Here is a 12237-nt window from a genome sequence, read left to right as displayed (position 1 = left end):
GGTACGCTATCGAGTTCTCACACAACACAACCACCACACGGCGATCACCCCTGATTGTGTGGGGTGGGCCTTGTCGCGGCGACTCGCACTAATTTACACACCACCCCACCACCACACAAACACCCAGCTCAAAAGGCATTTTCAAACCTCACCAATAAGCATCTAACAACACCTTCTGACATACTTAGGCCCGTGACTACCAAGATCGAAGTTCTCCATACGGGCACCGTCATCGTTGACGAAGCCCTCCCCTACCACCGTGAGTCTGATCCTCCTCTTGCTTGGACGCACGTCGGCCGCAAAAAGCAGCACATCATCGCCGCGCCAGTATCTTGCTATCTCATTGAATCAGCGCACGGGCTTGCCCTCATTGACACCGGTTGGCACACCGTCAATCGAACCCGTGCCGGGCAGATACGCAAACCCGATAAACAAGGCACCCCGAAGGGCCGCCATCAGCGAGCAATTAGAGGAGCGGGGTATTCATCCGCGCGATCTCGATATTGTTCTTATGAGCCATCTTCACTGCGATCATGCCGACGGGCTACGCCTCGTGCGGGAGGCACCCCGCATCATGGTTTCTGCCACCGAGTTACGAGCCACGGAGAAAGATCGCGCCCGTTACCTCCCCCATGAGTGGTCCGGGGTTGATCTGCAAACCTTCAATTGGGATACCCGGTTTGGCCCCTTTCAGCGTTCTTGGGACGTCTTTGGCGATGGTTCGATTCTTATGGTCAATGTGCCAGGACACTCTTGGGGACTTTGCGCCACGGTTATCCGCGGCAACACAGAGGTATCTCCACAGGAAACATCAGTGCTTGGCGACGACCCGCGCGAGGTAGTGATTCTTGGTAGCGATGTAGGATATGGTCGCCCATCGTTCGACGAGGGGCTGCGCCCATCCGTGGTGGTGGATAAGGCAATGGCCTCACAATCTCTAGATTGGGCTCGGGCAGCCCAACAAGATCCTCGGGTCAAGCATCTATTTGTCAATCATGACCCCGAGGTTCTTCCTGGTATTTATACGCTCGGGTAGTCCGTATAACCGCGCGGGCCACTGGCATAGAAGGTGGCGGGGTCGGGGGTGTTCAGCGCCAGCCCCTCCTCCCAGCGGCGCACCAAATCCGGGTTGGCGATAAGTTCGCGCCCCACCGCCACGGCATCGGCACGGCCGCTGGCCAGCAGTTCTTCCGCCTCTGCCTTATCCGTGACCGTGGCAAAACCGGTATTAAGAATCACCTTGGTTTCCCCATTAGACCGCGCGGCCTCCACCAGGGCGCCGATAAGTTCCGAGGTAATCGCGTCCTTATGCAGGAGGGATACATACGCCAATTTAAGGTCGCTAATCCCCTCTAGCAGTCCTCGATAGGTAGCAAGAACATCATCAGAATCATTTTCCAGAACGCCCTGAATATTGTGTTCGGGGGAAAGACGTAATCCCACGCGGTCCGCACCAATTTCCTCCGCTACCGAGCGGATCACCATTTCCGGCAGGCGGCGCCTATTTTCCGGGCTACCGCCAAACTCATCGGTGCGTTGATTGGAGGAAGGCGCCAAAAACTCGTGCAGCAAATAGCCATTAGCACCATGAATCTCCACGCCGTCCAGCCCGGCGTCGATAGCCCTGCGCGCCGCCGCCCGGAACTCCTCCACGATGCGCGGCATCTCCTCCGCCTCCAAAGCACGCGGCACGGCCGCATCCACCTTGTGATCGAAGGTGTGCACCTGAGTTCCGGAGGCGATAGCGCTCGGTGCCTCCGGGGCTTGCCCCTCCAGCAGATCCGGGTGCGACATGCGACCACCGTGCATGACCTGCATGAAAAGTAGCCCGCCACGCTCGTGCACCTCCCGAGCTACCCGCGTCCAGCCGTCCTGTTGCTCCTGCGTTTCGACGCCCGCCTGCCCCGGAAAAGCGCGACTGCTCACCGCGGGGAAGGTCCCCTCCGTGACCACCAAACCGGCGGAGGCACGCTGCGCGTAGTACTCCGCGTGCATCTCCACGGGCACACCGCTGCGGCCTGCGCGCTGGCGGGTCAAAGCAGCCATCGTAATGCGGTTATTCAGTGTGTAGCGGCCAATTTTGAAGGGCTCAAACAATGAAGTCATGTGCGGTACAACAAAGCCCACCCCACGCCTATTCCCCGCTAGTCACGGATATATTCGGCATCGCTTTCGGGGGCTGTATCATCACCGATATAGCGCTCCACTTTCATGTGCAGGTCGTACTTATCCCGCAGCCGCGCAATAACGTCCATCATGGGCGAAGCGTGGTGCTTATCAATGGCTTCTTGATTCTCCCAGGAATCAATGAGAAGAATCGTCTCCGGGGCGTCAAGGGGAACAAAGTATTCATAGCGGAGATTTCCTGCCTCAGCCCTAATCTTGGCGGCGGTACCGCTGCGCTCCATCTCCTCGGCAAACTTCCGAGCCGCGCCTGCCACACCCGAGTAGTAGATATTCACGGTGATACTCATGGGCACCAGGATAGCCAACCCCACAAAAGCCCTAAACCAGAAAGTCCCTGAGCAAGAAATACTTGCTCAGGGGCTTAATCAGTGGAGCCGCCGGGAATCGAACCCGGGTCCTCCGAGACCTCACCAGGGCTTCTCCGTGCGCAGTTCGCGCGGAATCTCTGCTCGGCTCTCTGGATCGGACGAACACGTCCAGATGATGAGCCCAGTCGGCGGTAGGTGTCCTTTAAGGCCCCGCTGACGCAGCCTTAAAGCAAGTCCCTTAGTCGATGCCAGGTTCCGGGGCAGGGACTATCCCCGGGCTGACAGACACGCGCTCGCTAATTAGGCAGCGAGGGCGTAATCGCGCTGAGTGTTCTCGGCGCTTATCAGTGTGCTACGACGCTTAACGGTGGTCTCTAGCCTGCACCGGCACGCTTCCCCTGATGAGATTCGCGGAGTCGAAACCAAAGATCGGCCCCTTTGCCGCAAAGTGGGTCGTGCCTATTCTTTGCGATTTACTCACCCTACCCCCGAGAGACCTCGTGGGCAAGCCACTGTGCGAGCACTACCGCGTGGTTGCAATCCCTATCCCGCGCCGCATAGAGCAGGGTGAGGTCCCCCTGCCGCGCAAAGGAAAGCAACTTCTCCACCGCCGGGTTAGGCTCCCCCAATTCTTCCCGATAGCGGCGGGCAAACTCCTCAAAGCGCTCCGGCTGGTGTCCGAACCAGCGGCGAAGGTCGGGGCTGGGGGCGGCGTCGGCAAGCCAGGCGTCGAGGGCAAGATCCTTCTTGGCTACCCCACGCGGCCACAGCCGATCCACCAGAATTATGCTGCCACGAGCGTCCGCGCGCTCCGCGATAAGGTCATGCACCTTCACCGGCGTGATACTCACGCATGCACACCCTTAATCTTGCGGCCCAGGTCGCGCACGATCTCGCGCTCCTCGGTGCGGCGCTTGATGCTCTGGCGCTTATCGTAAGCCTGCTTGCCCTCCGCCAAGCCCAGCTCTACCTTGAGCTTTCCACCCTTGAAGTACAGGGAGAGCGGCACGAGGGTCTTGCGGCCATCGCGCACCTTGCCCATGATGGAATCAATCTCGCGGCGGTGCAGCAGGAGTTTGCGCACGCGGCGCGGGGAGTGATTGGTCCAGGAACCCTGGGAATATTCGGGAATGTGGAGGTGGCGCAGCCATACCTCGCCGTCGTCCACGGTGGCGAAGGCCTCCACCAGGGAGGCCTTGCCTTCGCGCAGGGATTTCACCTCCGTGCCCACGAGCGCAATGCCGCACTCGTAGGTTTCCAGAATGGTGTAATCGTGCCGGGCCTTGCGATTGCTGGCGATCACCCCGGCGCCGCCCACCACCTTCTTTTTCTTCTTCTTGGCCATAGTGTTAGCAATGCTACCCCGGCGTGCAAACCGGGCACATATGGCCTACTTACGCACGTAGGAGCGCAGGGTGATCTGGGCGGTAAGCGCCGCAAAGATCACACCCACAAGCACCACGCCCGGCACCACCCACCAAATATCGCCGCTGGTCACGGGGGCAATCAGGCGGGCCTCGTACAACCCGGAGAGCGCCTTATCCACCACGAAGGCCTTGCCCAAGAAGAGTCCCAGGGTGGAGAAGGCCGCGCCGATGAGCGTGGCAATGACGGCCTCGATCACGAAGGGCGCTTGGGTGTACCAACGCGAGGCACCCACCATGCGCATAATCGCTATCTCATCGCGGCGGTTATAGGCCGCGATCTGCACCATGTTGGCGATGAGGAAGATGGCGGCCACGGCCTGCACGGCGGCGAGCAGGAAGGTGGCGTTACGCACGGAATCGAGGTTATCCGTGGCACCTTGAAGATCGTCCACCTGATCCACAATCTCGGAGACCTGGCTCATGGATTCCACGGCCTCCAAGGGGGTGGTATCCAACGGGTCGGTCAGCCGCACGTGCAGGGCGGCGGGCAGGGCGTCCTTATCGGTCTCCTTCACCAACTCGGGGTCGGTGTTTTGAAAGACCTCCACGAATCGCTCATAGGACTGCTCGCGGGAGCGGAACTTGACGGACTCCACTCCCTCCGCTCCGTCGAGAGCCTCGTAGACCTCTTGACACTCATCGGAGCTACAGGTCTCATCCTTGGCGGAAATCTCCTCGTCGAGCTGGATCATCACCTCCACGCGATCGAGGTAAATCTGCTTGGTTTCCGAGGTCATGTGGGTGACCAGGAAACCGGTGGCTAGCAGGGCCAGGGAGATCGCGGTGGTAATCACCAACGCGATGGTCATGGTGATATTGCGGCCGAGGCCCTTGAAGGCCTCGCGGAACACGAATCCGGTATTCATCTCGTGGCTATGCCTTTCTTATCGCTCGCCGTACACGCCGTGGGCGTCATCGCGCACGAGGTCACCGAGTTTGAGTTCAATCACGCGGCGGCGCATGTCATTGACGGCGCGGGCGTTGTGTGTGGAGGCGATCACGGTGGTGCCGGTGCGGTTAATGAGGGTGAGCAGGTTCATGATCCCGTCCGAGGTATCGGGGTCGAGGTTGCCGGTGGGCTCGTCGGCAAGCAAAACCGACGGCCGATTCACGAAGGCGCGCGCGATCGCCACGCGCTGCTGCTCGCCACCGGAGAGTTCGCCGGGCATGCGGTTGGCCTTGGCCGCCAGGCCCACCAGTTCCAGGGTCTCGGGCACGGACTTATCAATCTCGCGGCGCTTGGTGCCAATGACCTCCAGGGCAAAGGCCACGTTGTCATACACACTCATCTTGGGCAGCAGGCGGAAATCCTGGAATACGTAGCCGATGCTGCGGCGCAGCTCGTTAACCTGCTTGCCGCGCAGCTTATTCACGTGGAAATCGCCCACGTGGATATTGCCGGAGGTGAGCGTTTCCTCCCGAATAAGCAGTTCCAGGAAGGTGGACTTGCCCGAGCCGGAGGGACCGATGAGGAATACGAACTCCCCCGCCGGAATCTTGAGCGAGATCTTATTGAGCGCGGGCCGGGTGGAGGTTTTGTAGACCTTGGTGACGGAGTCGAACGTAATCACGTTTGATGAGTGTAGCGAACTCCCAGGACATATGAAACGCCTGTGGCGAAAGTGAAAGGTTTATGCCCGGCGCGCCCCACCGCACCGCCTGCGACCTCACCCCGGAGCGGCGTCGATAAGCCCCGTGCTGTTACGCCGATTCCTCCTGCTGCTGGGCCATGCGCCAGCGGATACCGGATTCCAGGAGACCATCAATATCGCCATCGAGCACCTTGGAGGGGTCTCCCACCTCGTAGCCGGTGCGCAGATCCTTGACCATCTGATAGGGGTGCAGCACGTAGGAGCGCATCTGATTGCCCCAGGAGGCATTGCCTCCGGCGCCCAGGGCGTCGAGCTCCGCGCGCTCTTCCTGGCGCTTGCGTTCCAGCAGCTTTGCCTGGAGCACCCGCATGGCCGAGGCGCGGTTTTGAATCTGCGACTTCTCGTTTTGGCAGGTCACCACGATTCCCGTGGGAATGTGGGTGAGGCGCACCGCGGAGTCGGTGGTGTTCACCGACTGTCCTCCCGGCCCCGAGGAACGGTACACATCCACGCGCACCTCGGTTTCTGGAATCTCGATGTGATCGGTCTGCTCCACCACCGGCAGCACCTCCACCTCCGCAAAGGAGGTCTGGCGGCGCCCCTGGTTATCGAAGGGACTGATACGCACCAGGCGGTGCGCGCCCTGCTCCACGGAGAGCTGGCCGTACATGTAATCGCCGTGCACCACAAAGGTGGCGGACTTAATGCCGGCTTCCTCGGCATAGGAGATGTCGTACACGTCCACGGAATGTTCGTTCTTTTCCGCCCAGCGGATATACATGCGCATGAGCATTTCCGCCCAGTCCGCCGCGTCCACCCCACCCGCGCCGGAGCGAATATTAATCACGGCCTCGCGGGCATCGTATTCCCCGGAAAGCATGGTCTTTACTTCCAGGGATTCGATGGCCTCGCGCAGATCGGCGCGCTCCTGATCCGCCAGGTCCAGGCCGCCTTCTTCCTCCTCGGCCAGCTCGTACATCACCGGAAGATCGTCCAGGCGGCTGCGCAGATCCTTGAGCCTGCGCAATCTCGCCTGCACATTAGATAATTCCGTGGTCACCCCCTGAGCATGCTCGGGGTCATCCCACAGGCTCGGATCTGCGGCCTGGGCCTCTAGCTCGCGGACGCGCGCCGCCATCTCCTCGGGGTCCATCACGCGCTCGATGGTCGTCAGCGTGGAGTCAAGGGCCTGAAGATCTGACGTAATTTCCGGTCGCATGGGTATTTATTCTACCGGCTCCCCTCCCCCATCTTGCGGTAGCCTGCCTCGCCGCTCACAGGGGCTGCCGATGCCGCGCAGCACTCACTCGGTACCGCTCAGTACTCACTCGGTGCTGCTCGGCGCAGGCACGCCGTGCACACGCAGGGCCGTCACCGCCAGGCTCACCAGGAAAAGCCCCAACCCGCCGCCAGCGGCGAGAAGAAGAAGCCCCGCCGCCGATTGCCCGGTAGAATCCTGGGCAACCTCGCCAAAACCAAAGGCCAGGCACACCCCGATCATCGTGCCCACCGCCGCGCTCAGGGGGCCGCTGAGCCGCCACCGCGCCCAGAAACCCAGCCCGACGGTGCCGGCTACCACGCAGGCCACCGAGCCGAGCACCTGCCAAAGCGGATAGGAATTGCGCGCGGCCCCACCGCCCCAGGAGTACCAGGCGATCATCCAGATCACCCCGCTGAGCAGGGCGAGGAGCAGCACCGCCCACCACTGCGGCCCCGTGCTCGTATCCCAACGCTCTGGGTTCTTGTGCTCCGCCACGCGGTAGAAGGCTATGAGAGCCGCCGCCATCGCCGCGGGGAGGGCACACACGAGGAGAATGGAGAGGAACACGCTGGGGTAATCCATGAGAATCATGGTTGCCAAGGAATCCGGTGCCGTCAAGGGTGTTACGAGAAAACATCACGGCTGTGCCTCACCCGACGCCGCCACGGCCTTGGGGCACAATAGAGACCATGACGAAACCCACAGAACAGCCCGCCAGCCTAGAAGATATGGTGGACGCCCTGGCCAAGACCTTTGCCGTGGCGCACGCCGAGGACCCCGACGAGCACCTTGCCACCGCGCTCGTTTTTAATGCCGGACGCCTGGCCTGGCGCATGAGGGAAAGCGGAATCACCACCGATTACAAGACCTCGCGCACCGATGTGGTCACCGATGCCGACCGCGCCGCCGAGTGCTTCGTGGCTGAGGTGCTGAATCTCTTGCGCCCCGAGGATGGGCTGCTGGGCGAGGAGGGCGCCGCGCGCGAAAGCCGCAGCGGCCGCACCTGGGTGATCGACCCCGTGGACGGCACCTATAACTTCGCCTCCGGCTCGGATTATTGGTGCTCCGCCCTGGCGCTGGTGGAGGGCTCGCCCCAGGACCCCACCCGGCTCATTCTGGGCGCGGTGCACCGTCCCGCGATGGGTTATACCTGGTGCGGCGGGCCGGAGCTGCCCACCACGCGGGATAAGGAGGGCGTCGCCACGCTGCGCGATACCCCCCTGGCGGAGATCAGCCTCGCCACTTACCTGCACCCCACCTGGATGGCCAAGCCGGAGGTGCGCGCCGCCTGGCAGGCCGCGGCCCTAGGGGCGGCCACGTTGCGCATGCTCGGCGCGGGTTCCGTGGACCTCGCCAGCGTGGCCGATGGCAGCCTGGGCGCCTGGGTGCAGCACAGCGTGCCCGCCTGGGATTGGTTGCCAGGCAAGGCGCTGGTGGAAGGGGCTGGCGGCAGCACCCGCGTGGTCAGCGCCGGTGGGGTGAACTGGCATATTGCGGGTAATGCCGCCGCCGTTAATGACATCGCTACCCTCTTGGAGGCCACCCATGAATGACCTTGACCTCGCACTGCGCCTTGCCGACGCCGCCGACGCCATCACCCTGTCCCGCTTCGAGGCCTCCGACCTCGCGGTGAGTTCCAAGCCGGACATGACGCCGGTCAGCGATGCCGACCTCGCCTGCGAGCGCGAGTTGCGCTCCCTGATCGCCGCCGCACGCCCCGAGGATGACGTGCTGGGGGAAGAGTTCGGCGGTACCCCCTCTTTCCAGGGCCGCCAGTGGATCATCGACCCCATCGACGGCACCAAAAACTACGTGCGCGGGGTGCCCGTGTGGGCCACGCTCATTAGTTTGCTTATCGACGGCCACCCCACCCTCGGCGTGATCTCCGCCCCGGCGCTGGCCCGGCGCTGGTACGCCGCCACCGATGAGGGGGCCTGGCGCACCTTTGCCGGGGGCGAACCGACCCGCCTGCATGTTTCCCAGGTGAGCGACCTCAGCGATGCCTCCCTTTCCTTTTCCTCCTTGGAGGGGTGGGCGGAGCGGGGCCTGCGCGATTCCTTCCTGGCGCTCACCGAGCGCACCTGGCGGCTGCGCGCCTATGGCGACTTCTTCTCCTATTGCCTGGTGGCCGAGGGGGCGGTGGACATCGCCGCCGAGCCCGAGGTATCGCTATGGGACCTGGCCGCCCTCTCCTGCCTGGTCATGGAGGCCGGGGGACGGTTTAGCGCCCTCGACGGCACCCCTGGGCCGCACGGCGGCAATGCCGTGGCCACCAATGGAATCCTGCACGAGGAGGTCTTGGCGGCGCTGTGGGCTTAGGCCTATTTAAACGTGCGGGGCGATCTGATCGGCCATGAAGTGCGAACCCACCACCGTGGGATGGAACACGATATTCCACTGCGGGCTGGTGAAGTCCACGATTCCGGCCACCATGCGCTCGGAATCCTTGGGCGCGCAGGTGCCGTTATCCCTGGTGCTATCGCGCAGGTTCACAAAGGTAAGGCCGTTTTCCGCGGCGGCCTGGGCCTGACGCGAGGAGTTTTCATCCTCCACCTCGCCCAACAGCGGGATATGAGTGCCGCCCGGTACTAGGCCGGGATTATCCGGGTGGATATTCACCGCACAGAATGAAGGCCCCGTGGATACCGAGGGCATGCCGGAGAGCACGATCTTGGCCTCCGGGGCTACCTCGCGGATGCGCTGGGTGGCGGTCCGAATATCGTCCAGGAAGGCCTGGCGATGGCTGGGGCCGTCGAGGGGGTTGGTGCCATCTTTCACGCCAAAGGGGCCAAAGTTATTCATGCCGATGGCCATGACCACAGCGCGGGTTTCCGCGTGCAGATCGCCCGTGGCTATCGCGCGATCCAGGCGGCCCAACATGGTGCGGGAGGTCTGTGCGGTGCAGGACCAATCCGCCACCGCGGCACCCACCTGCTGACCCACAAGGCGCGGCCAGTTATCCGGGGCTTGGAGGCAGCCCTCTTGATTGGGGTAGTCCTCCGGAACCAGGCCCGGCACGACTCCACCGAAGTTCTTGTACAGCGCCGAGGGATTGGCGGTAAAGGAATCGCCCAGGGTGACGATATTGCCCGCCGGGGCGGCGCTCGCGGCCGGAGCGGCGAGCGATGAGGCTACCGCGAAGAGCCCGGCGGCAACTCCGGCCCGACGTTTCAAGAGGGAAAAGAACGTATGCACGCAGCACAGCCTAGTGCTCTTCTACGGCAATCAGCCAGCCTTAGGCCAGACCTTAGCACCGGCTTTCTCGAAAAAGGCGCCTTTACCTCGGACGATGCCGCGTTTCCCGAACCGAAAAAATGTCACTCTAGCCACATCTGCCACATGCGCATTGAGCCAAGCAGACCTTTAGCCTTAGAATCATGAGAGTTCCTTACCCCCATCTAGCGCTCAGGAAACCCCATGAAGCCCCCTCCCCTTCTCGGCGTGGTTGCATTGGCCGCCATTGCCCTATCCCTCAGTAGCCTTATCCCCATTCCGGCCCTTGCCACCGGCAGCACGGCAACCGTGGAGGGGTCGTCGGCAGCCAATGCCCTGTACTTCATCGAGAACCTCATCCCCCTGGCCTCCCGCCTCGTTCCCCTCCTCTAGGTGCGGGACACGCGATTTTTAATATCTAGACTTTTTGGTTAACTCCGCGTTTACCTTAACCCTCTATAAATATGTGACTGGCTCAACGTTCTTCACGCTTTGTTGCTAAAGAACAAAAGAGCATACATGAAATACCTTCTTACACCGAGGACTTTTTCTATTATGTCTGAAGCGGCGGCTCCACAAAGCGCACAAACCGCCACCGGCGACAAATGGTGGCATCTTTCCTTTGGGCTTCTACTCGCAGTAACCTTTGGCACCTTTGTCCTGTGGGCGATTGGGGAAGTCGACCAATCCATTCACTACGGGGTGCTCATCCTCACCATCGTCTTTGGCTTCTTCATGGCCTTTAACATCGGCGGTAACGATGTGGCCAACTCCTTTGGTACCTCCGTGGGCGCCGGAACGCTCACGATGAAACAGGCTCTGATGATCGCCGCCGTCTTTGAGGTTGGCGGTGCCATCCTCGCCGGTGGCGACGTGACGGAGACCGTGCGCTCCGGGATCGTCGATCTCGACTCCACCGGCATGGAGCCGATGACCTTCGTGTACATCATGATGTCCTCCCTGCTGGGCGCCGCCCTCTGGCTCCTGGTGGCCACCCGCATGGGCTGGCCGGTGTCCACCACCCACTCCATCGTGGGCGGTATCGTCGGCGCGGCCCTGTGCGTGGGCTTCCGCGATCACAGCGGCGGCTGGGAGATGGTGCAGTGGGATCAGATCGGCCAGATCGTTATTTCCTGGTTCCTCTCCCCCGTGCTCGGCGGCGTGGCCGCGTACTTTCTCTTTGGCACCATCAAGCGCGGCATCCTCGTGTACAACGAGGAGGCCGACCGCAAACTGCGCGCCATCAAGCAAGAGCGCTTTGAACTCAAGAACCGCCACAAGGAATCCTTCGAGCGGCTCAGCGAGATTCAGCAGATCTCCTACACCAACGCTATGGCGCGCGACGCCGTGACCACCCAGCGCGGCAACTACACCCGCGATGATCTGGAATCCGACTACTACCGCGAGCTCTACGACATCGAAGCCAAGGCCGACGACGTCGAGGCGCACCGCGCCTTAGAGCGCTGGGTGCCCCTGCTAGCAGCCTTCGGCGCCATCATCATCACCGCCATGATGCTGTTCAAGGGCCTGAAAAACCTGCACCTGAACATCGACAACGTGGGCAACTTCCTCATCATGGGCATGATCGGTGCCGCCGTGTGGATGGCCGTATTCATCTTTGCCCGCACCTTGAAGCGCCAAGACCTCGATAAGTCCACCTTCCTGCTCTTCTCCTGGTTGCAGGTATTTACCGCCGCGGCCTTTGCCTTCTCTCACGGATCCAACGACATCGCCAACGCCGTTGGTCCCTTTGCCGCCGTGCTTGACGTGCTCAAGACCGGCGAGATCAACTCCAAGGCCGAGGTTCCCCCCGCGCTGCTGCTCGCCTGCGGCATCGCCCTGGTGTGTGGCCTCTGGTTCATCGGCCGCACCGTGATCGTCACCGTGGGCTCCGGCCTGACCAAGATGCACCCGGCCTCTGGCTTCTCTGCGGAGCTTGCCGCCGCAGCCGTGGTGATGGGCGCCTCCCTGCTTGGCCTGCCCGTTTCTTCCACCCACATCCTCATCGGCGCGGTACTCGGCGTGGGCATCGTCAATCGCGCCGCCAACTGGAATCTCATGAAGCCCATCGCCCTGGCCTGGGTGATTACCATTCCGGCAGCCGCCGGTGTGGGCGCGGTGAGCGTGGTGATTCTCCAAGCCATCTTCGGCTAATTCCGCTTAAGCGGAACTGCGGGGCTTAGGCCCCGCTTTTCTTTTTGCGCCGTTCTTTTGTGCTACTTGGCGGTGATGACTCTACTTTTCTGGTG

Annotated in this window: 14 protein-coding genes and 1 other RNA gene; 5 read left to right on the top strand and 10 right to left on the bottom strand. The window is 62.0% G+C overall.

Annotated elements, in window-relative coordinates:
- Window positions 1–259: 259 nt before the first annotated feature.
- A complete protein-coding gene (locus Clow_RS11345; RefSeq protein WP_211256917.1) occupies window positions 260–1036 on the top strand; it encodes an MBL fold metallo-hydrolase in 777 nt (258 codons plus the stop codon).
- Here the strand turns inward: Clow_RS11345 and Clow_RS03315 are convergent.
- The 9 genes from Clow_RS03315 to Clow_RS03280 form a co-directional block, all read right to left on the bottom strand.
- Window positions 1021–2106 carry an alkene reductase gene (locus Clow_RS03315; RefSeq protein ID WP_055176163.1) on the bottom strand — a complete coding sequence of 362 codons (1086 nt, stop codon included), beginning with the start codon at window positions 2104–2106 and terminating at the stop codon, window positions 1021–1023. The two genes, Clow_RS11345 and Clow_RS03315, sit on opposite strands and share 16 nt — an antisense overlap.
- A gap of 38 nt (window positions 2107–2144) precedes the next feature.
- Window positions 2145–2474, bottom strand: a complete 330-nt coding sequence (locus Clow_RS03310) for an antibiotic biosynthesis monooxygenase family protein (protein WP_055176352.1) — start codon at window positions 2472–2474, stop codon at window positions 2145–2147.
- Between the two features lie 79 nt (window positions 2475–2553).
- Window positions 2554–2932: a transfer-messenger RNA gene (gene ssrA, locus Clow_RS11165) on the bottom strand.
- A 45-nt stretch (window positions 2933–2977) separates the two neighbouring features.
- Window positions 2978–3346: a DUF488 domain-containing protein gene (locus Clow_RS03305; RefSeq protein WP_055176160.1), complete on the bottom strand. Its 369-nt coding sequence runs from the start codon at window positions 3344–3346 to the stop codon at window positions 2978–2980.
- The gene (gene smpB, locus Clow_RS03300; RefSeq protein ID WP_055176158.1) at window positions 3343–3840 is read right to left on the bottom strand and encodes an SsrA-binding protein SmpB; all 498 of its coding nucleotides are present in this window, start codon (window positions 3838–3840) and stop codon (window positions 3343–3345) included. The genes Clow_RS03305 and smpB overlap by 4 nt, the downstream gene beginning before the upstream one ends.
- A 45-nt stretch (window positions 3841–3885) precedes the next feature.
- A complete protein-coding gene (gene ftsX / locus Clow_RS03295; RefSeq protein ID WP_055176155.1) occupies window positions 3886–4788 on the bottom strand; it encodes a permease-like cell division protein FtsX in 903 nt (300 codons plus the stop codon).
- A gap of 18 nt (window positions 4789–4806) precedes the next feature.
- Window positions 4807–5493, bottom strand: coding sequence for a cell division ATP-binding protein FtsE (gene ftsE, locus Clow_RS03290; protein WP_055176152.1), 687 nt, complete (start codon window positions 5491–5493; stop codon window positions 4807–4809).
- A 130-nt stretch (window positions 5494–5623) separates the two neighbouring features.
- Window positions 5624–6733, bottom strand: a complete 1110-nt coding sequence (gene prfB, locus Clow_RS03285; protein WP_055176148.1) for a peptide chain release factor 2 — start codon at window positions 6731–6733, stop codon at window positions 5624–5626.
- A 105-nt stretch (window positions 6734–6838) separates the two neighbouring features.
- Complete coding sequence (locus tag Clow_RS03280; RefSeq protein ID WP_211256916.1) at window positions 6839–7357, bottom strand: hypothetical protein; 519 nt, start codon at window positions 7355–7357, stop codon at window positions 6839–6841.
- Window positions 7358–7464: 107 nt separating this feature from the next.
- Here Clow_RS03280 and Clow_RS03275 point away from each other — a divergent pair, with 107 nt between their 5' ends.
- Together Clow_RS03275 and hisN are read left to right on the top strand one after the other, a co-directional pair.
- Window positions 7465–8328 carry an inositol monophosphatase family protein gene (locus Clow_RS03275; protein WP_055176142.1) on the top strand — a complete coding sequence of 288 codons (864 nt, stop codon included), beginning with the start codon at window positions 7465–7467 and terminating at the stop codon, window positions 8326–8328.
- Window positions 8321–9094 carry a histidinol-phosphatase gene (gene hisN / locus Clow_RS03270; RefSeq protein ID WP_055176139.1) on the top strand — a complete coding sequence of 258 codons (774 nt, stop codon included), beginning with the start codon at window positions 8321–8323 and terminating at the stop codon, window positions 9092–9094. Before Clow_RS03275 ends, hisN begins: the two co-directional genes overlap by 8 nt.
- Window positions 9095–9100: 6 nt before the next feature.
- Here hisN and Clow_RS03265 read toward each other — a convergent pair whose 3' ends face one another.
- Window positions 9101–9970, bottom strand: coding sequence for a GDSL-type esterase/lipase family protein (locus Clow_RS03265; RefSeq protein ID WP_055176136.1), 870 nt, complete (start codon window positions 9968–9970; stop codon window positions 9101–9103).
- A 222-nt stretch (window positions 9971–10192) separates the two neighbouring features.
- On the opposite strand from Clow_RS03265, the gene Clow_RS03260 reads away from it, so the two are divergent.
- Both Clow_RS03260 and Clow_RS03255 read left to right on the top strand, forming a co-directional pair.
- Window positions 10193–10381 carry a hypothetical protein gene (locus Clow_RS03260; RefSeq protein ID WP_055176133.1) on the top strand — a complete coding sequence of 63 codons (189 nt, stop codon included), beginning with the start codon at window positions 10193–10195 and terminating at the stop codon, window positions 10379–10381.
- A gap of 162 nt (window positions 10382–10543) precedes the next feature.
- Entirely contained in the window at window positions 10544–12142 is a 1599-nt protein-coding gene (locus Clow_RS03255; protein WP_055176131.1) for an inorganic phosphate transporter, read from the top strand.
- The last annotated feature ends 95 nt before the right edge of the window (window positions 12143–12237 follow it).

Origin of the sequence: Corynebacterium lowii, from assembly GCF_001412085.1 — a bacterium.
In the GTDB taxonomy this organism is placed as follows: domain Bacteria; phylum Actinomycetota; class Actinomycetes; order Mycobacteriales; family Mycobacteriaceae; genus Corynebacterium; species Corynebacterium lowii.
The sequence above is the reverse complement of the archived record's forward strand: the minus strand, read 5'-3'. Positions and strand labels throughout refer to the sequence as shown.

What these genes read in the sequence shown, in the direction of transcription:
- Clow_RS03315 (WP_055176163.1), bottom strand. Translation starts at nt 2,106, where the DNA reads ATGACTTCATTGTTTGAGCCCTTCAAAATTGGCCGCTACACACTGAAT.
- Clow_RS03310 (WP_055176352.1), bottom strand. Translation starts at nt 2,474, where the DNA reads ATGAGTATCACCGTGAATATCTACTACTCGGGTGTGGCAGGCGCGGCT.
- smpB (WP_055176158.1), bottom strand. Translation starts at nt 3,840, where the DNA reads ATGGCCAAGAAGAAGAAAAAGAAGGTGGTGGGCGGCGCCGGGGTGATC.
- ftsX (WP_055176155.1), bottom strand. Translation starts at nt 4,788, where the DNA reads ATGAATACCGGATTCGTGTTCCGCGAGGCCTTCAAGGGCCTCGGCCGC.
- prfB (WP_055176148.1), bottom strand. Translation starts at nt 6,733, where the DNA reads ATGCGACCGGAAATTACGTCAGATCTTCAGGCCCTTGACTCCACGCTG.
- Clow_RS03280 (WP_211256916.1), bottom strand. Translation starts at nt 7,357, where the DNA reads ATGGATTACCCCAGCGTGTTCCTCTCCATTCTCCTCGTGTGTGCCCTC.
- Clow_RS03275 (WP_055176142.1), top strand. Translation starts at nt 7,465, where the DNA reads ATGACGAAACCCACAGAACAGCCCGCCAGCCTAGAAGATATGGTGGAC.
- hisN (WP_055176139.1), top strand. Translation starts at nt 8,321, where the DNA reads ATGAATGACCTTGACCTCGCACTGCGCCTTGCCGACGCCGCCGACGCC.
- Clow_RS03260 (WP_055176133.1), top strand. Translation starts at nt 10,193, where the DNA reads ATGAAGCCCCCTCCCCTTCTCGGCGTGGTTGCATTGGCCGCCATTGCC.
- Clow_RS03255 (WP_055176131.1), top strand. Translation starts at nt 10,544, where the DNA reads ATGTCTGAAGCGGCGGCTCCACAAAGCGCACAAACCGCCACCGGCGAC.